This is a genomic window from Streptomyces sp. TSRI0281 (genome assembly GCF_001905125.1).
Taxonomy (GTDB): Bacteria; Actinomycetota; Actinomycetes; order Streptomycetales; family Streptomycetaceae; genus Streptomyces.
Genome location: NZ_LWLE01000001.1, coordinates 722,892 through 740,673, shown reverse-complemented (window position 1 = coordinate 740,673; position 17,782 = coordinate 722,892). Strand labels below are relative to the sequence as shown.

The window sequence follows — 17,782 nt, the reverse complement described above, 5'->3', positions numbered from 1 at the left end:
CGGGGGTCGCAGGAGGCACCGTGCTCACCGCGTTCGCCCGGGCGTTCAAGACGCCCGACCTGCGCAAGAAGCTGTTCTTCACGCTCGGCATCATCGTGCTCTACCGGCTCGGGGCACACATCCCGGTACCCGGTGTGAGCTACGAGAACGTCCAGACCTGTGTTGACCAGGCAAGTAAGGGCAACAACAGCCTCTTCGGCCTGGTGAACATGTTCAGCGGTGGTGCACTGCTGCAGATCACGATCTTCGCGCTCGGCATCATGCCGTACATCACGGCCAGCATCATTCTTCAGCTGCTGACCGTCGTCATCCCCCGACTGGAAGCCCTGAAGAAGGAGGGGCAGTCCGGCACGGCCAAGATCACGCAGTACACGCGTTATCTGACCGTGGCGCTCGCCATCCTCCAGGGCACCGGCCTGGTGGCAACCGCTCGCAGCGGTGCGCTGTTCAGCAGCTGCTCCGTCGGCGACCAGATCGTTCCGAATCAGTCGATCTTCACGACGGTCGTCATGGTGCTCACCATGACCGCCGGAACCGCCGCCGTCATGTGGCTCGGTGAGCTCATCACCGACCGCGGTATCGGCAACGGCATGTCGATCCTGATGTTCATCTCGATCGCCGCGAGCTTCCCCGGTGCCCTGTGGGCCATCAAGGAGAGCGGCAAGCTGGCCGACGGCTGGATCGAGTTCGGCACAGTCATTCTCATCGGCTTCGTGATGGTCGGTCTCGTCGTCTTCGTCGAGCAGGCCCAGCGCCGCATTCCGGTGCAGTACGCGAAGCGCATGATCGGCCGCAGGTCGTACGGCGGTACGTCCACGTACATCCCGCTGAAGGTGAACCAGGCGGGTGTGATTCCCGTCATCTTCGCTTCTTCGCTGCTCTACATCCCGGCCCTGATCGTCCAGTTCTCCAACTCCCAGGCGGGCTGGGCGACGTGGATCCAGGACCACTTCGTCAAGGGTGACCACCCGTATTACATCGCGACGTACTTCCTGTTGATCGTGTTCTTCGCCTTCTTCTACGTGGCGATCTCGTTCAACCCCGAGGAAGTTGCCGACAACATGAAGAAGTATGGTGGCTTCATCCCGGGTATCCGGGCTGGTCGACCTACTGCCGAGTACCTGAGCTACGTGCTCAACAGGATCACTTGGCCGGGCTCGCTGTACCTGGGTCTGATCGCTCTGGTGCCGACGATGGCGTTGGCAGGCTTCGGCGGTGCAAACCAGAACTTCCCGTTCGGCGGGACAAGCATCCTGATCATCGTGGGTGTGGGTCTGGAAACCGTGAAGCAGATTGAGAGTCAGCTCCAGCAGCGCAATTACGAAGGGTTCCTCCGCTGATGCGAATCGTCCTCGTCGGGCCTCCTGGTGCCGGCAAGGGAACGCAGGCTGCGTACCTTGCCAAGAACCTGTCGATTCCGCACATCTCCACGGGCGACCTCTTCCGCGCCAACATCAGCCAGGGCACCGACCTTGGCAAGCAGGCCCGTTCCTTCATGGACGCGGGCCGGCTGGTGCCGGACGAGGTCACCATCGGGATGGCCAAGGACCGGATGGCCCAGTCGGACGCCGTGAACGGCTTCCTGCTCGACGGCTTCCCGCGCAACGTGGGTCAGGCCGAAGCCCTTGACGCGATGCTCAAGGACGAGGGCGTAAAGCTGGACGCGGTCCTCGACCTGGAGGTCCCCGAGGACGAGGTCGTGAAGCGGATCGCGGGTCGCCGCATCTGCCGCAGCGACAGCGCGCACGTCTTCCACGTGACGTACAACCCGCCGAAGACCGAGGGTGTCTGCGACACCTGCGGCGGCGAGCTGTACCAGCGGGACGACGACAGCGAGGAGACGGTCCGTACCCGGCTGGAGGTCTACCACACGCAGACCGAGCCGATCATCGGCTACTACCGGGCCCAGGGCCTGGTGGTGACCATCTCCGCGCTCGGCAAGGTCACCGATGTGACCGCGCGTGCCATGGAGGCGCTCCAGAAGTCCGACCAGGACTGAGCGACGCCCCGTATTACCTTCACAGTCGGCCGCGGCGCCCTTCAGGCGCCGCGGCCGACTGTTTGCGCCGTATCGTTGAGTACGCCGCAGCCGTCATCCTTCGATGCAGAGAGGCGCCGAGCAATGGTGCAGATCAAGACCCCCGAGCAGATCGCGAAGATGCGCGAGGCGGGCCTGGTGGTCGCTGCCATTCACGCCGCCACCCGTGAGGCGGCCGTTCCGGGCGCCACCACGAAGGACCTGGACGAGGTCGCACGCAAGGTGATCGCCGATCACGGAGCGAAGTCGAACTTCCTCGGGTACGGCGGGTTCCCCGCGACCATCTGCACCTCGGTCAACGAGGTCGTCGTGCATGGCATCCCCGACGAGAAGACCGTCCTCAAGGACGGCGACATCATCTCGATCGACGCCGGCGCGATCATCGACGGCTGGCACGGCGACGCCGCGTACACCGCCTTCGTCGGCACCGGTCACGCCCCGGAGCTGATCGAGCTCTCCCGGGTGACCGAGGAGTCGATGTGGGCCGGGATCGCCGCGATGAAGGTGAACAACCGCCTGGTCGACATCTCGAAGGCGATCGAGACCTACATCCGCCGCCAGCCCCGCCCGGCCACCGGCAAGTACGGGATCATCGAGGACTACGGCGGCCACGGCATCGGCACCGAGATGCACATGGACCCGCACCTGCTGAACTACGTCTCCCGCAAGCGCGGCAAGGGCATCAAGCTGGTCCCGGGCGTCTGCCTGGCCATCGAGCCCATGGTCTCGCTCGGTACGGCGCAGACCGAGGTGCTCAGCGACGACTGGACGGTCCTCACGACCGACGGCACCTGGTCCTCGCACTGGGAGCACTCGATCGCCCTGACGGAGCAGGGGCCGCTGGTCCTCACCGCCCCGGACTGCGGCCGGGCCAAGCTGGCGGAGTACGGCATCACGGCGGCTCCCGACCCCCTGGGGTGAGTCCGGACCCCCACGGGGGTCTAAGGATCACCCTGGCTGGGCAAACTTGACGGATTCGTCTTTTGGAGTCCGCTGACGTAGACTGACTCGTCGGCTCTCGTGCATCCGTGTGTCTCCATGCGGAAGTCGGAGTCGATCAAGGTAGCCGATTCGAAAGGCGAAGCGTGGCCAAGAAGCAAGGTGCCATCGAAATTGAGGGCACCGTGATCGAGTCCCTCCCGAACGCTATGTTCAGGGTGGAGCTCCAGAACGGTCACAAGGTCCTCGCGCACATCTCCGGCAAGATGCGGATGCACTACATCCGTATCCTCCCGGATGACCGGGTCGTGGTGGAGCTTTCCCCGTACGACCTGACGCGTGGCCGGATCGTCTACCGGTACAAGTAGATCTTGCCGCCATCCCGCTTCGGCGTGGTGAGGGCACTGACCCGGAGAACCTGACATCCCATGAAGGTCAAGCCGAGCGTCAAGAAGATCTGCGACAAGTGCAAGGTGATCCGCCGTCACGGCCGGGTCATGGTCATCTGCGACAACCTGCGCCACAAGCAGCGCCAGGGCTGACGCACGACCACCTGCATCTCGCAGCTCTTCGCGCGACGCACGTAAATACGTACATACGCAGAGCCCGTCCAAGCCACGGCTGACGACACCTCCGGCGGGGGCCGGGGACCCGGACGTACCACCTCTCCCAGCGAGAGGTCGGCGGCCGGGAGTGGCACTGCGGAAGACCCCCGATCTAACAACTGGAGCCATTGAATGGCACGCGTTTCAGGTGTTGACATCCCGCGCGAAAAGCGCGTGGAGGTTGCCCTCACCTACGTCTTCGGTATCGGGCGCACCCGGTCCAAGGAGATCCTCGCCACCACCGGTGTCGACCCGAACGCCCGCGTTCGTGACCTGGCCGAAGAGGACCTGGTCAAGATCCGCGAGTACGTCGACGCCAACCTCCGCACCGAGGGTGACCTTCGACGCGAGATCCAGGCCGACATCCGCCGCAAGGTCGAGATCGGCTGCTACCAGGGCATCCGTCACCGTCGCGGTCTGCCCGTCCACGGCCAGCGCACCAGCACGAACGCGCGTACCCGCAAGGGCCCGCGTCGCGCCATCGCCGGTAAGAAGAAGCCGGGCAAGAAGTAGTCCTCAGCGGACGCACTGCGTACGTCCGGAATCCCGGGCATCCGCAGCATCCAGCGGTCTTCGCTGTAGGACCGATCACCTCCCCTCTCCATCTGGAGTCAAGACATGCCCCCCAAGGGTCGTCAGGGCGCAGCCAAGAAGGTGCGTCGCAAGGAAAAGAAGAACGTCGCTCACGGCCACGCGCACATCAAGAGCACGTTCAACAACACCATCGTCTCGATCACGGACCCCGCGGGCAACGTGATCTCCTGGGCCTCCGCCGGCCACGTCGGCTTCAAGGGCTCGCGCAAGTCCACCCCCTTCGCCGCGCAGATGGCCGCCGAGTCGGCCGCCCGCCGCGCGCAGGAGCACGGCATGCGCAAGGTTGACGTCTTCGTCAAGGGTCCGGGCTCCGGCCGCGAGACCGCGATCCGCTCCCTCCAGGCCACGGGCCTTGAGGTCGGTTCGATCCAGGACGTCACCCCGACGCCGCACAACGGCTGCCGTCCGCCGAAGCGTCGTCGCGTCTGACGCACGGACGCCGGTAACGGCTGTTCGCGCGTTGTCGCAAGTGTGGGGCCGGGCGGTACATCTCTTCGGGGGTGTGCCGCCCGTACCCTTGTTTCATCTGTCGGGCATCAAATAGTGGGTGCCCACGACTGAAGGATTTTCCTCATGCTGATCGCTCAGCGTCCGTCGCTGACCGAAGAGGTCGTCGACGAGTTCCGGTCCCGGTTCGTCATCGAGCCGCTGGAGCCGGGCTTCGGCTACACCCTCGGCAACTCCCTGCGCCGCACGCTCCTCTCCTCGATCCCCGGCGCTGCTGTCACCAGCATCCGGATCGACGGTGTCCTGCACGAGTTCACCACCGTGCCGGGCGTCAAGGAGGACGTGACCGACCTCATCCTCAACATCAAGCAGCTGGTCGTCTCCTCGGAGCACGACGAGCCGGTCGTGATGTACCTGCGCAAGCAGGGCCCCGGCCTGGTCACCGCTGCTGACATCGCCCCGCCGGCCGGTGTCGAGGTCCACAACCCGGACCTGGTCCTGGCCACGCTGAACGGCAAGGGCAAGCTGGAGATGGAGCTGACCGTCGAGCGCGGTCGCGGCTACGTCTCCGCCGTCCAGAACAAGCAGGTGGGCCAGGAGATCGGCCGGATTCCGGTCGACTCCATCTACTCGCCGGTGCTCAAGGTCACGTACAAGGTCGAGGCGACCCGTGTCGAGCAGCGCACCGACTTCGACAAGCTGATCGTCGACGTCGAGACCAAGCAGGCCATGCGCCCGCGTGACGCCATGGCGTCCGCCGGTAAGACCCTGGTCGAGCTGTTCGGTCTGGCGCGCGAGCTCAACATCGACGCCGAGGGCATCGACATGGGCCCGTCGCCGACGGACGCGGCGCTGGCCGCCGATCTGGCGCTGCCGATCGAGGAGCTGGAGCTCACGGTCCGCTCGTACAACTGCCTCAAGCGCGAGGGCATCCACTCCGTGGGTGAGCTCGTGGCTCGTTCCGAGGCCGACCTGCTCGACATCCGCAACTTCGGTGCGAAGTCGATCGACGAGGTCAAGGCGAAGCTGGCCGGTATGGGCCTCGCGCTGAAGGACTCGCCTCCCGGCTTCGACCCGACGGCCGCGGCGGACGCGTTTGGTGCGGACGATGACGCGGATGCCGGTTTCGTGGAGACCGAGCAGTACTAGTACGCCTCCGGCTGGGGTGCCCGGGATTGGTGGGTGCCCCGGACCGGGCGAGGGCTTTGTCCTCAATCGCCGGACGGGCTGGTTTTGGCTCGGGCGTGAGGGGGTTGTCCTCAATCGCCGGACGGGCTGGTTTTGGCTCGGGCGTGAGGGGGTTGTCCTCAATCGCCGGACGGGCTTGATTTCGGCTCGTCCTCGAACGCCGGACGGGCTGATTTTGGCTCGGACGGGCTGGGATTCGTTCCAGTACCTGGACTTCTGTGCGGCGACCGCCGCGCGGGAACTGACACCGGTACCTGATACGGCCGGTGCAGCACACAAGGAGAAACACCATGCCGCGTCCCGCAAAGGGTGCCCGTCTGGGCGGCAGCGCCGCGCACGAGCGTCTGCTTCTCGCCAACCTGGCGAAGTCGCTGTTCGAGCACGGTCGCATCACCACGACCGAGGCCAAGGCCCGTCGCCTGCGTCCGGTCGCCGAGCGCCTGGTCACCAAGGCGAAGAAGGGCGACATCCACAACCGTCGCCTGGTGCTGCAGACGATCACGGACAAGAGCATCGTGCACACGCTCTTCACCGAGATCGCCCCGCGGTACGAGAACCGCCCCGGTGGTTACACCCGTATCACCAAGATCGGCAACCGTCGTGGCGACAACGCCCCGATGGCGGTCATCGAGCTGGTCGAGGCGCTGACCGTGGCGCAGCAGGCCACCGGTGAGGCCGAGGCCGCGACGAAGCGTGCGGTCAAGGAAGACTCCCTCAAGAAGGACGAGGCCCCGGCCGAGTCCGCCGAGGTCGTCGAGGACGCCAAGCCGGCCGAGGCCGACGCGGAGTCCAAGGACGCCTGAGCGTTCTGAGACCACGGGACGGGCCCGCATCACCCTTCGGGGCGGTGCGGGCCCGTTCTGCTGTGAAGGGTTCGAAAGGGGACGCGTGGTGAGTGACGAGGCGGAGCCCGGTTTCGTACGGGTGCGGCTGGACCTGTCGTACGACGGGAAGGACTTCTCCGGCTGGGCGAAGCAGACCAGCAGGCGCACCGTGCAGGGGGAGATCGAGGACGCGCTGCGGACCGTGACGCGGTCCTCCCGTACGTACGACCTGACGGTGGCCGGGCGCACCGATGCCGGGGTGCACGCGCGGGGGCAGGTGGCGCATGTCGACCTGCCGGCCGAGGTGTGGGCCGAGCACCAGGAGAAGCTGCTGCGGCGGATGGCCGGGCGGCTGCCGCTGGACGTCCGGATCTGGCGGGCGGCCGAGGCGCCGGCCGGGTTCAACGCGCGGTTCTCCGCGATGTGGCGGCGTTACGCCTACCGGGTGGGGGACAGGCCCGGCGGGGTCGATCCGCTGACCCGTGGTCATGTGCTGTGGCACGACCGGCCGTTGGATGTGGACGCGATGAACGAGGCGGCCGGGCTGATGGTCGGGGAGCACGATTTCGCCGCGTACTGCAAGAAGCGCGAGGGTGCCACCACCATTCGTACACTGCAGAAGCTGAGCTGGGTGCGGGACGAGGCGTCGGGGGTGCTGACCGCGACCGTGCAGGCCGACGCCTTCTGCCACAACATGGTGCGGGCGCTGATCGGTGCCGCGCTGTTCGTGGGGGACGGGCGCCGTCCGGCCGGGTGGCCCGCCGAGGTGCTGGCGGCGAAGGTGCGGGACCCGGCGGTGCACGTGGTACGGCCGCACGGGCTGACGCTGGAGGAAGTGGCGTACCCGGCCGATGAGTTGCTGGCGGCGCGGGCGGTCGAGGCCCGGAACGTCAGGACGCTGCCGGGGGCGGGCTGCTGCTGACCCCGGCGGGTGGTGTCGTGGGGGGCGTTGCCGACCGGGGCCGGTGCCGGGGGCCGGTGCGTGCCCCCGGCCGGACCTCGTGGGGCGTCAGGTGGCGGGGTTCGCCGCCTGTGATGCCTGGACCTCGCCCCGGTGCCGGATCTGACGGAACGTGAACTCCGTGAGGTCGTCGCCGACCGCGTACACCTTCTTGTGGGACGTGGTGACGCGGGTGCCGTCGGTGAAGCCGCTGACGGTGAAGTACGCGTAGCGGCCGTAGGAGTTGGCGGTGCGGCGGCAGACCGTACCGGCGCGGCAGAAGGTGGGGACGCCCTCGCCGCCGAGGGAGGCGATGCCACCGGACGACTGCTGGGCCGCCTTCTTCGCCCGTGCCTCGGTCGTGAACACCGCGACACCGACGGTGACCGCGATGCCCTCCTTGCGGTACGTGGCGCGGATGAGCTGCCGGCAGCCGTTGTTCGCGAGGACCGCGCCGAGCGCGCCCTGGGTGCCCGCGGCGCAGTTCGTGGTGCGGTTCGTCGCGCCCTTGATGTGGACGCGGTCTCCCATCGTCAGCTTCTTGCCGGGGAAGAAGCCGTCGACGGTGATCGGCGCCTTGTCCTTCTTGGCATCGGATATGTAGTCCTTCGGGTCCGGCGGGGGCGGTGGTGCCACCGAGGAGAAGGACGGTGCGGGCTCGGAGGTGTCCGAGGGCAGATCGGCCGGGGCGGGCAGATCGCTCGCGTTCTTGTCCGAGCCGGTGGGCTTGCCGTTGTTGTTGGTCGAGATGACGGCCGTGGCCACGATCGCGCCGACCGCGGCGGTGGCGAGCACGCCGCCGCCGATCGTCAGCCACCTCTTGCGGCGGCCGCGTGCGGCGGATTCATCGGCCAGTGCCGACCAGTCCGGCGTCTGCTGATCTCCCGGCCCCCAGGAGGGCCCCCCTTGCCCAAAGCTCATGCGGCGAATCTTAGACCGACCGGCCCCGATTCTCAGGGCCTCGGTAAACCGTTTGGGCCAGGGCTTCGCGGGACGTGACAATGATGTGTATGGGACATCTTGAAGCGGGCCATCTGGAGTACTACCTACCGGACGGGCGGGTACTGCTCGGCGATGCTTCGTTCCGGGTCGCGGACGGGGCCGTCGTCGCCCTTGTCGGCGCCAACGGTGCGGGCAAGACGACGCTGCTGCGGCTGCTCGCCGGAGAGCTCCAGCCGCACGGCGGCACGGTGTCGGTGAGCGGCGGGCTCGGGGTGATGGCCCAGTTCGTGGGCTCCGTACGGGACGAGCGGACCGTACGGGACCTGCTGGTGTCCGTGGCGCAGCCCCGTATCCAGGACGCGGCGAAGGCCGTGGACGTGGCCGAGGAGCTGATCCTCACCGTCGACGACGAGGCCGCGCAGATGACGTACGCGCAGGCCCTGAGCGACTGGGCGGAGGTCCGGGGGTACGAGGCCGAGACGGTGTGGGACATGTGCACCATGGCCGCGCTCGGTGTCCCGTACGAGAAGGCACAGTGGCGGGAGGTGCGGACGCTCAGCGGGGGTGAGCAGAAGCGGCTCGTGCTGGAGGCGCTGCTGCGGGGGCCGGACGAGGTGCTGCTGCTCGATGAGCCGGACAACTATCTGGACGTCCCCGGGAAGCGCTGGCTGGAGGGGAAGCTGAAGGAGACCCGTAAGACGGTGCTCTTCGTCTCCCACGACCGGGAGCTGCTGGCGCGGGCCGCCGAGAAGATCGTCAGCGTGGAGCCGAGCCCGGCGGGCAGCGATGTGTGGGTCCACGGTGCGGGCTTCGACACGTACCACCAGGCGCGCAAGGACCGGTTCGCCCGGTTCGAGGAGCTGCTGCGGCGCTGGGAGGAGGAGCACGCCCGGCTGAAGGCGCTCGTCCACCGGCTGCGGCAGCAGGCGGCGATCAGCCCCGACATGGCCTCGCGCTACCGGGCGATGCAGACCCGGTTCAAGAAGTTCGAGGACGCCGGGCCGCCGCCGGAGCCGCCGCGCGAGCAGGACATCAGGATGCGGCTGCGCGGCGGACGTACCGGGGTGCGGGCCGTGACCTGCAAGGGGCTGGAGCTCACCGGCCTCATGAAGCCGTTCGACCTGGAGATCTTCTACGGGGAACGGGTCGCCGTCCTGGGATCCAACGGGTCCGGGAAGTCGCACTTCCTGCGGCTGCTGGCGGGGGAGCCGGTGGCGCACACGGGGGAGTGGAAGCTCGGGGCGCGGGTCGTGCCGGGGCACTTCGCGCAGACGCACGCCCATCCGGAGCTGCTGGGCAAGACGCTCGTCGAGATCCTGTGGACGGAGCACGCCAAGGACCGGGGCGGGGCGATGTCGGTGCTGCGGCGCTACGAGCTGGAGCGGCAGGGGGACCAGCCCTTCGAGAAGCTGTCCGGGGGGCAGCAGGCGCGGTTCCAGATCCTGCTCCTGGAGCTGGCGGGCACGACCGCGCTGCTGCTGGACGAGCCGACGGACAACCTGGACCTGGAGTCGGCGGAGGCGCTTCAGGACGGGCTGGAGGTGTACGACGGGACGGTGATGGCCGTCACGCACGACCGGTGGTTCGCGAAGTCCTTCGACCGGTATCTGGTCTTCGGATCGGACGGGGTGGTCCGGGAGACGACGGAGCCGGTGTGGGACGAGCGGAGGGTGGAGCGGGCGCGGTAGGGGCGGCGCGTTTTGACCCGTCCGGGGCGCGACGGGTAGTGTCGGTGATTGTTATGCGTATTGGCTTCGTCGTTCTCACGCGAAGGGCCCTTACGTAGGTTCTCTGGAGCAGTTACCAGTGGTTCGCATACGGACAGTGTTTCCGGCCTTGTGAGCCCCAGCTGCATGATCGCTTCAGAGGTGCCATGTGTCTGGTCCCCATCCACTGAAGAAGCGAAGGCTACGACCGTGCGTACGTACAGCCCCAAGCCCGGAGATGTGACGCGCCAGTGGCACATCATTGACGCCCAGGACATCGTCCTGGGCCGTCTGGCCACCACGGCTGCGAACCTCCTCCGAGGCAAGCACAAGGCGATTTACGCCCCCCACATGGACATGGGCGACTTCGTCATCATCATCAACGCCGAGAAGGTTCACCTCTCCGGCAACAAGAAGACCCAGAAGATGGCGTACCGCCACTCGGGCTTCCCGGGCGGTCTCCGTTCGGTGCGTTACGACGAGCTGCTCTCGAAGAACCCCGAGAAGGCCGTCGAGAAGGCCATCAAGGGCATGATCCCCAAGAACACCCTGGGCCGTCAGATGATCTCGAAGCTCAAGGTCTACGCGGGCGACCAGCACCCGCACGCTGCTCAGCAGCCGGTCCCGTTCGAGATCACCCAGGTCGCGCAGTAGTTCCGGCCACACCCTAAGACGTTCAGAAAGATCTGAGGAGAATCGTGGCCGAGACCACTGTTGAGACAACCACCGAAGACGTGGCGGGCACCGAGGGCGAAGAGGTTTTCGCCGAGGTGACCACCTTCGAATCGGAGGTTCCCGTCGAGGGCGAGTACACCAGCGAGTCCCTCGCCGGCCGCTTCGGCGACCCGCAGCCCGCCGCCGGCCTTGGCCGTCGCAAGAACGCCATCGCCCGCGTCCGGATCGTTCCGGGCACCGGCAAGTGGAAGATCAACGGTCGCACCCTTGAGGACTACTTCCCCAACAAGGTGCACCAGCAGGAAGTCAACGAGCCCTTCAAGGTGCTTGAGCTCGACGGCCGCTACGACGTCATCGCCCGTATCTCGGGTGGCGGCGTCTCCGGTCAGGCCGGTGCCCTGCGCCTCGGCGTGGCCCGCGCGCTGAACGAGGCCGACGCGGACAACAACCGCGCCACGCTGAAGAAGGCCGGCTTCCTCTCCCGCGACGACCGTGCGGTCGAGCGCAAGAAGGCCGGTCTCAAGAAGGCCCGCAAGGCCCCGCAGTACAGCAAGCGCTAAATCGCCTGCTCGTCTGCTTTACACGTTCGCCCCGGCGGCACACCTGTGCTGCTGGGGCGTTCGTTTATCGCCCCTCGCGGGCGTATAACGGCATAAGACGCTTATTGGCATTCCCTGTCCGGTGGCGCTTCGCGTCGTCGTGGCTTGTTGCGTTTTGCCCGTTTTTTGGTTGCTGTGGTTGTGCGGTTTCGGAGCATCTCGGAGGACACCAGTGGGACGACTCTTCGGCACGGACGGCGTGCGCGGTGTCGCCAACGCGGACTTGACGGCCGAGCTCGCGCTCGGGCTCTCGGTCGCGGCGGCGCACGTACTCGCCGAGGTGGGCACCTTCGAGGGCCATCGGCCGACCGCCGTGGTGGGCCGGGACCCACGCGCGTCCGGAGAGTTCCTGGAGGCCGCCGTCGTGGCGGGCCTCGCCAGCGCGGGCGTGGACGTCCTGCGCGTCGGGGTGCTGCCCACGCCTGCCGTCGCGTACCTCACCGGCGCGCTCGGCGCCGACATCGGCGTGATGCTCTCCGCCAGCCACAACGCCATGCCGGACAACGGTGTGAAGTTCTTCGCCCGCGGCGGTCACAAGCTCGCCGACGAGCTGGAGGGCCGGATCGAGACCGTCTACGAGCAGCACCGCACCGGTGCGCCGTGGGCGCGCCCGACCGGTGCCGGCGTCGGCCGGGTCACCGACTACACCGAGGGCTTCGACCGCTACATCGCCCACCTCATCGCCGTCCTGCCGAACCGGCTCGACGGGCTGACGGTCGTCCTCGACGAGGCGCACGGTGCCGCCGCCAAGGTCTCGCCCGAGGCGTTCACCCGGGCCGGGGCCGAGGTCATCACGATCGGCGCCGACCCCGACGGCCTCAACATCAACGACGGCTGCGGCTCCACCCACCTGGAGCTGCTGCGCGCCGCCGTCGTCGAGAACGGTGCCGACCTGGGCATCGCGCACGACGGTGACGCCGACCGCTGTCTGGCCGTGGACGCGGCGGGCGAGGAGATCGACGGCGACCAGATCCTGGCCGTGCTCGCCCTCGCCATGCGGGAGGCCGGGAAGCTGCGCAAGGACACCGTGGTCGGCACGGTCATGTCGAACCTCGGCTTCAAGATCGCCATGGAGCGGGAGGGCATCCGGCTCATCCAGACGGCCGTCGGCGACCGCTACGTCCTTGAGTCGATGAAGGCCGAGGGCTTCGCGCTCGGCGGCGAGCAGTCCGGTCACGTCATCGTCCTGGACCACGCCACGACCGGCGACGGCACCCTGACCGGCCTGATGCTGGCCGCCCGGGTCGCCGCGACCGGCCGGAGCCTGGCCGAGCTGGCCGGGGTCATGCAGCGCCTGCCGCAGGTGCTCATCAATGTGCCGGACGTCGACAAGTCCCGGGTGAGCACGTCCTCCGAGCTGGCCACGGCGGTCATCGAGGCGGAGCGGGAGCTGGGTGCCACCGGACGCGTACTGCTGCGCCAGTCGGGTACGGAGCCGCTGGTACGGGTCATGGTCGAGGCGGCCGACATCGAGCAGGCGCGGGCCGTGGCCGGCCGGCTGGCCGATGTGGTGAAGTCCGCCCTCGGGTGACCGGAGGCTTTTCTCGTACGGGATGCCCTCGGGCGACCGAGGGTTCCTCGCGTGACGGGGTGCCTGCGGGCGACCGGGGGCTTTTTGCGTGACGGGGTGCCCTCGGGTGGCCGGAAGTGCTCGCGTGACGGGACGCCCTCGGGCGAGCTGACGTGCCAGGTGACGTGGTGTGACGTGGTGTGACGTGGTGTGACGTGGTGTGACGTGGTGTGACGTCAGGTGAGGTGGGGCGTGTCGTGCCCCGGCCGCTTCGGACCGGCCGGGTCGCGGCGGCGGTGGGCCGCCCAGAGGGCCTTCTGGGCCAGCAGGGTGAGCGTGCCCGCCACGATGATGCCGCCGAGGTTGGCCAGCAGTTGCTGCGCGGAGCCGACCGTCTGGGTGTAGTCCGTGTAGCTGAACGCGACCGCCGCGTTCGCCGCCGCCGGAACCGTCGTCACCGAGATCGCCACGCCGATCAGCGCCCCGGACTTCGCCGAGGTGAGCGACAGCGTCCCGGCGATGCCCGCCAGGAACGCGACCACGAACGACATCCGGTCCGGCTTCCAGATGAAGGCCGTGTTGGGCCGGTCCCCCTCGACCATCGAGCGGGTGAACAGCCCGAAGGAGTCCATCAGCCAGGCGAAGCCGGCCGTCAGCACCATCGCGATGGCGAAGCCGCCGATCAGCGCCCACAGCGAGCGCCACACCAGGCGCGGGGCGCGCTGCACCAGGGCCGTGGAGATCCCGGCCAGCGGGCCGAACTCCGGGCCCACCGCCATCGCGCCCACGATCAGGATCGCGTTGTCGAGCATCACACCGCAGGCGGCGAGCATCGTGGCGACGGTGAGGAACGCCAGATAGGTGATGCTGAACGTCGACTCCTCGTGGGTGACCTCCGTCAGCTCCTCCCACAGCACCGCGTCCGCGCCGTCGCCCGGTGCCTCCTCCTCCGCCCGGTCGGCGTGCGCGGAGAGCGTCAGGTCCATGTTCTCGACGGTGATCGAGCCGGACTTGTCGATGCCCAGGTCGCGTAGCTCGCCGATCAGTTCGTCGCCCGCCTCGCGGGCCACGTCGCACAGGATCACATCGCCCGCGGGGCTGCGCGCCGCGCCCGTCAGCACCGCCAGATGGGTGGCGCCCACGGTGGTCTCCAGGAGGTGGACCACCTTGTCCGTGGCGTCGGCGGGGACGATCAGGCGCAGATGCAGCACGGTGCTCCAGGGGTCAGAGTTTGCGCAGGGACAGACGCTGGACCTTGTGGTCCGGCCCCTTGCGGAGCACCAGGGTGGCACGGCCGCGCGTCGGCGCGACGTTCTCCAGCAGGTTGGGCTTGTTGATGGTCCGCCACATCGTGCGCGCGTAGTCCATGGCCTCCTCCTCGGAGACCTGGGTGTACTTGCGGAAGTACGAGGACGGGTTCTGGAACGCCGTCTCGCGCAGCTTGCGGAAGCGGTTGAGGTACCAGGTCTCGATGTCCTCGGCGCGCGCGTCCACGTACACGCTGAAGTCGAAGTAGTCGGCGAGCCCGACCCTGGTCCGGCCGTCCTTGCCGGGCATGGCGGGCTGGAGCACATTGAGGCCCTCGACGATGAGGATGTCGGGGCGGCGCACGGTGAGGCGTTCGTCCGGCACGATGTCGTAGATCAGGTGCGAGTAGACGGGTGCGGTCACCTCGTCCTTGCCGGCCTTGATGTCGGCGACGAAACGGGTCAGGGCGCGCCGGTCGTACGACTCCGGGAACCCCTTGCGGGACATCAGGCCGCGCGCCTGGAGCTCCTTCATCGGGAGCAGGAAGCCGTCCGTGGTGACCCGTTCGACGCGCGGGTGCTCCGGCCAGCGGGCCAGCAGCGCCTGGAGGATACGGGCGCTGGTGGACTTGCCCACGGCGACACTGCCCGCCACCCCTATGACGAACGGGGTGCCGCGCTGCTCGCCGTGGCCGTTGCCCGCGTCGCCCAGGAAGGTGTTCAGGGCGCCGCGCAGGCCGGAGGTGGCCTGGACATAGAGGTTGAGGAGCCGGGAGAGCGGCAGATAGACGTCCCGTACCTCGTCCAGGTCGATGACGTCGCCGAGCCCGCGCAGCGCCTCCACCTCCTCGGCGGTCAGCGGCAGCGGGGTCTTGTCCCGCAGAGCGCTCCACTCGGCACGCGACAGGTCGACATAGGGCGTCGGCGCGTGGTCGGTGCGACGGGAGCTGCTCCGGGACGGCGAAGTGATCACGGGTTCATTGTTGCGGGAGTTTGAACGGAGTGGAGGGTGGGCTCGGTCACGTGGGTGTCCGGCGGGTTACGGGGAGTGCGGGGGAGTGCGGAGGTGTGTGGGGGTGTGTGGGGGTGTGCGCGGGTGTGCGGGGGTGTGTCCCCGGCAGGGGACCGGTGTCCACACCCCTGTAGTGGACACCGGTCCCCTGCCGGGAAGAGCGGGGGCGGGGCTCGGCTCAGGGCTTGTCGCCCTTGGCGTCCACGACGGCCGCGGCCGTGCGGGCCTCGCTGATGGTGATGTCACCGGCGGTGAACTTCTGCCCGGGGCCCGACATGCCTTCGGGCATCTTCATCTCGTAGTCCTCCGTGACCACGAAGCGCTGGCCCGCGTAGGCGTAGTCGTACGGGGAGAGCAGGATCTCGCGGCGCTCGTGGGTGCCCTGTTCGTCCCGGGTGACGGCGATGGCCTCGCGGCCCGCGGCGTCCTTCACGAGGTGACCGGTGATCTCGACGCCCGGGAGCGTGGCCATGGCCCGGTAGATACGGGCGACGGCGGCCGGGGGGAGGGGGTAGGACTCCAGGAGCACGCTCAGTCCCCGGAAGGTCTGCTGCTCCTTGGTCTCGGAGCGGGTCTGCCCGCTCGTGTCCGCCGGGTAGAGCGTGCGGACCTCGGCCAGCAGCGCCGCGGGGTCCTCGGGCAGTCCGGCGGCGGCACGGTAGATCTCGCGGGCCGAGCGGTCGTCGTCCGACTGGTCCTTCTCCGCGGCGTCGTTCCCGTAACGGCTCCAGGAGTCGGGTTCGTACGTCATCTCGGCCGTCTGCTCGCTCCCGGCCTTCAGCTCCGGCTCGGCCATCGCACCCCTGATGTAGATCCACTGGTCGTCGCGGGGTTCCGGGGGAGCCGTCGCCCCCTCCACGAAGTCGGCGGCCCGGTTCAGGGTCTCGGCCGGGCCGGACAGGTCCAGGTTGCTCGCGATCGTGGCGGGGGCCGTGCCGCGCGGGTCGGAGGCGTCCAGCAGCTGGGTGCCGAGGAGCGCGGCCGCGGTGATCGCCGCGGCGGCGCCGAGGGACGCGATCCGCCAGTCGGCCCGCAGCCGCCGGGTACGGCCGTCCCCCGCCATGGCCTCGGTCAGGCGCTTGCGTCCGGGGGCCAGGGCTCCACGGTCGGGTACGGGGACGTCGGCACGCAGCTCGCGCAGCTTGGTCATTTCGTCCATGACGGTGTCAGCTCCAGTTCGTCCGGGGTGAACGAGGGATCGATGCGCAGCGCCTCGCGGACCTTGCGGCGGGCGCGGTTGAGCCGGGAGCGGACCGTGCCGAGGGGGATCTGGAGGGCCTCGGCCACCTCCTGGTAACCGAGGTCTGCCCAGGCGACGAGCAGCAGGACGTGCCGGTCCCCGGGCGAGAGCCCGGCGAGCGCTCCGGCCAGCGGCGCCTGGACGGCTATCCGCTCGTCGGACCGCTCGCTCCAGGACGCGGCGACCGGGTCGTGTCCGGTACGGGCCAGGGCGCGCAGGGCCCGTACCTCGGTACGCCGGTGCTTGCCGATCAGGTTGGCGGCGATGCCGTACAGCCAGGGCCTCGCGAGCCGGTGGGCGGTGTCGTAGCGCGCACGGGTCCGGAACGCGATGAGGAACGTCTCCGCGGTGATGTCGTCCGCCGCGCCCTCCCCGAGGCGGCGGGCGGCGTACCGGTGGATGTCCGGCGCGTGGCGGTCGTACAGCCCGGCGAACAGTTCCGGCTGCTCCAGGGACTGGGCGATGACCTCGGCGTCGTCGGGCCCGGCCGCGGAGGACCGGGGTTCGGGGGAGGTGGGCCCGGAGGGCGTGCCATCGGGGGACGTGGGCCCGGAGGGTGGGGGATCGGACGCCGGCTCGGAGGGGGTGTTCTCGGGGGGTACGGCGTCGGGCCCGGCCGGTCGTGGTGGTCGTCCGGGCACAGCGCCTCCAGAGGTGGTCGGTCGGTGAGTCTGGCACCCCCTGTTGCCCGCAGCGGCCGGAAAGGTTCACGGGGCCGGGAGGGCGGTGCCGTACACCGCGGAGCGCCCTGCGTCCCGGGCGTGCTGGTGGCGGGGCGGGCCGTGCTGATCGCGGAGGCGGGCCGTGCTGATCGCGGGGGCGGGCCACCATTCATCACCGTGCGATGCTGGGGTGTATGAACCTGGAGGACCTGGTAAGGCTGCGCCGGGCCCGGGACGCGATGGACCGTGATTACGCGCTGCCGCTGGACGTTCCGGCGCTGGCGAAGGTCGCCCTGATGTCGTCCGGCCACTTCTCCCGCAGCTTCCGCGCCGCCTACGGGGAGACGCCCTACCGCTATCTGATGACCCGCCGTGTCGAGCGGGCGAAGGCGCTGCTGCGCCGGGGCGACATGAGCGTGACGGAGGTCTGCTTCGCGGTGGGATGTACCTCGCTGGGGTCGTTCAGCTCACGCTTCACGGAGCTGGTCGGCGAGAGCCCCAGCGCCTACCGGGCCCGTCGTCACGAGGCCGGTGCCGCGATCCCGCCGTGCGTCGCCAAGGTCCGCACGCGACCGGTCAGGAATGGAGAAGCGGAATCCGGCGCCGCCTCGTAG

General features: G+C 68.7%; 20 protein-coding genes. 15 read left to right on the top strand and 5 right to left on the bottom strand.

Annotation, left to right across the window (positions count from 1 at the left end; all coding sequences use genetic code 11):
• Window positions 1-20 precede the first annotated feature (20 nt).
• From secY to truA, 10 genes are all read left to right on the top strand, one after another.
• On the top strand, window positions 21-1,340 hold the full coding sequence (gene secY / locus A6A29_RS03340; RefSeq protein WP_073718378.1) for a preprotein translocase subunit SecY: 1,320 nt from the start codon (window positions 21-23) through the stop codon (window positions 1,338-1,340).
• Window positions 1,340-1,999: an adenylate kinase gene (locus tag A6A29_RS03335; RefSeq protein WP_073718377.1), complete on the top strand. Its 660-nt coding sequence runs from the start codon at window positions 1,340-1,342 to the stop codon at window positions 1,997-1,999. The genes secY and A6A29_RS03335 overlap by 1 nt, the downstream gene beginning before the upstream one ends.
• A 123-nt stretch (window positions 2,000-2,122) precedes the next feature.
• A complete protein-coding gene (map, locus tag A6A29_RS03330) occupies window positions 2,123-2,959 on the top strand; it encodes a type I methionyl aminopeptidase (protein ID WP_073718376.1) in 837 nt (278 codons plus the stop codon).
• 164 nt (window positions 2,960-3,123) lie between these two features.
• Window positions 3,124-3,345, top strand: coding sequence for a translation initiation factor IF-1 (gene infA, locus A6A29_RS03325; RefSeq protein ID WP_014047798.1), 222 nt, complete (start codon window positions 3,124-3,126; stop codon window positions 3,343-3,345).
• A gap of 60 nt (window positions 3,346-3,405) precedes the next feature.
• A complete protein-coding gene (rpmJ, locus tag A6A29_RS03320; RefSeq protein ID WP_003956441.1) occupies window positions 3,406-3,519 on the top strand; it encodes a 50S ribosomal protein L36 in 114 nt (37 codons plus the stop codon).
• A 195-nt stretch (window positions 3,520-3,714) separates the two neighbouring features.
• Complete coding sequence (rpsM, locus tag A6A29_RS03315) at window positions 3,715-4,095, top strand: 30S ribosomal protein S13 (RefSeq protein ID WP_073718375.1); 381 nt, start codon at window positions 3,715-3,717, stop codon at window positions 4,093-4,095.
• A 105-nt stretch (window positions 4,096-4,200) separates the two neighbouring features.
• On the top strand, window positions 4,201-4,605 hold the full coding sequence (gene rpsK / locus A6A29_RS03310; protein WP_006376016.1) for a 30S ribosomal protein S11: 405 nt from the start codon (window positions 4,201-4,203) through the stop codon (window positions 4,603-4,605).
• A gap of 144 nt (window positions 4,606-4,749) precedes the next feature.
• Window positions 4,750-5,772, top strand: coding sequence for a DNA-directed RNA polymerase subunit alpha (locus A6A29_RS03305; RefSeq protein WP_003966937.1), 1,023 nt, complete (start codon window positions 4,750-4,752; stop codon window positions 5,770-5,772).
• Between the two features lie 329 nt (window positions 5,773-6,101).
• Window positions 6,102-6,614 carry a 50S ribosomal protein L17 gene (gene rplQ / locus A6A29_RS03300; protein WP_073718374.1) on the top strand — a complete coding sequence of 171 codons (513 nt, stop codon included), beginning with the start codon at window positions 6,102-6,104 and terminating at the stop codon, window positions 6,612-6,614.
• Window positions 6,615-6,702: 88 nt separating this feature from the next.
• Window positions 6,703-7,557 carry a tRNA pseudouridine(38-40) synthase TruA gene (gene truA, locus A6A29_RS03295; protein ID WP_073718373.1) on the top strand — a complete coding sequence of 285 codons (855 nt, stop codon included), beginning with the start codon at window positions 6,703-6,705 and terminating at the stop codon, window positions 7,555-7,557.
• Window positions 7,558-7,644: 87 nt separating this feature from the next.
• Here the strand turns inward: truA and A6A29_RS03290 are convergent, their stop codons facing one another.
• On the bottom strand, window positions 7,645-8,496 hold the full coding sequence (locus A6A29_RS03290; RefSeq protein ID WP_073718372.1) for a hypothetical protein: 852 nt from the start codon (window positions 8,494-8,496) through the stop codon (window positions 7,645-7,647).
• Window positions 8,497-8,576: 80 nt separating this feature from the next.
• On the opposite strand from A6A29_RS03290, the gene A6A29_RS03285 reads away from it, so the two are divergent.
• The 4 genes from A6A29_RS03285 (at window position 8,577) to glmM (ending at window position 13,028) form a co-directional block, all read left to right on the top strand.
• Window positions 8,577-10,205 (top strand): ABC-F family ATP-binding cassette domain-containing protein, encoded by a 1,629-nt coding sequence (locus A6A29_RS03285; RefSeq protein WP_073718371.1) that lies wholly within the window; start codon window positions 8,577-8,579, stop codon window positions 10,203-10,205.
• Window positions 10,206-10,433: 228 nt separating this feature from the next.
• A complete protein-coding gene (gene rplM / locus A6A29_RS03280) occupies window positions 10,434-10,877 on the top strand; it encodes a 50S ribosomal protein L13 (protein ID WP_073718370.1) in 444 nt (147 codons plus the stop codon).
• Between the two features lie 44 nt (window positions 10,878-10,921).
• Window positions 10,922-11,458, top strand: coding sequence for a 30S ribosomal protein S9 (gene rpsI, locus A6A29_RS03275; RefSeq protein WP_073718369.1), 537 nt, complete (start codon window positions 10,922-10,924; stop codon window positions 11,456-11,458).
• A gap of 211 nt (window positions 11,459-11,669) precedes the next feature.
• Complete coding sequence (gene glmM / locus A6A29_RS03270) at window positions 11,670-13,028, top strand: phosphoglucosamine mutase (RefSeq protein ID WP_073718368.1); 1,359 nt, start codon at window positions 11,670-11,672, stop codon at window positions 13,026-13,028.
• A gap of 215 nt (window positions 13,029-13,243) precedes the next feature.
• Here the strand turns inward: glmM and A6A29_RS03265 are convergent, their stop codons facing one another.
• The 4 genes from A6A29_RS03265 to A6A29_RS03250 all read right to left on the bottom strand — a co-directional run bounded on the left by A6A29_RS03265 (window position 13,244) and on the right by A6A29_RS03250 (window position 16,970).
• Window positions 13,244-14,218: a DUF389 domain-containing protein gene (locus tag A6A29_RS03265; RefSeq protein ID WP_073718367.1), complete on the bottom strand. Its 975-nt coding sequence runs from the start codon at window positions 14,216-14,218 to the stop codon at window positions 13,244-13,246.
• A gap of 13 nt (window positions 14,219-14,231) precedes the next feature.
• Window positions 14,232-15,227 carry a type I pantothenate kinase gene (gene coaA / locus A6A29_RS03260; protein WP_073718366.1) on the bottom strand — a complete coding sequence of 332 codons (996 nt, stop codon included), beginning with the start codon at window positions 15,225-15,227 and terminating at the stop codon, window positions 14,232-14,234.
• 217 nt (window positions 15,228-15,444) lie between these two features.
• A complete protein-coding gene (locus tag A6A29_RS03255; protein WP_073718365.1) occupies window positions 15,445-16,425 on the bottom strand; it encodes a CU044_5270 family protein in 981 nt (326 codons plus the stop codon).
• Window positions 16,413-16,970 (bottom strand): RNA polymerase sigma factor, encoded by a 558-nt coding sequence (locus tag A6A29_RS03250; RefSeq protein ID WP_073718971.1) that lies wholly within the window; start codon window positions 16,968-16,970, stop codon window positions 16,413-16,415. Before A6A29_RS03250 ends, A6A29_RS03255 begins: the two co-directional genes overlap by 13 nt.
• A gap of 392 nt (window positions 16,971-17,362) precedes the next feature.
• Between A6A29_RS03250 and A6A29_RS03245 the strand changes: the two genes are divergently transcribed.
• Window positions 17,363-17,782 carry a helix-turn-helix domain-containing protein gene (locus A6A29_RS03245; protein WP_073718364.1) on the top strand — a complete coding sequence of 140 codons (420 nt, stop codon included), beginning with the start codon at window positions 17,363-17,365 and terminating at the stop codon, window positions 17,780-17,782.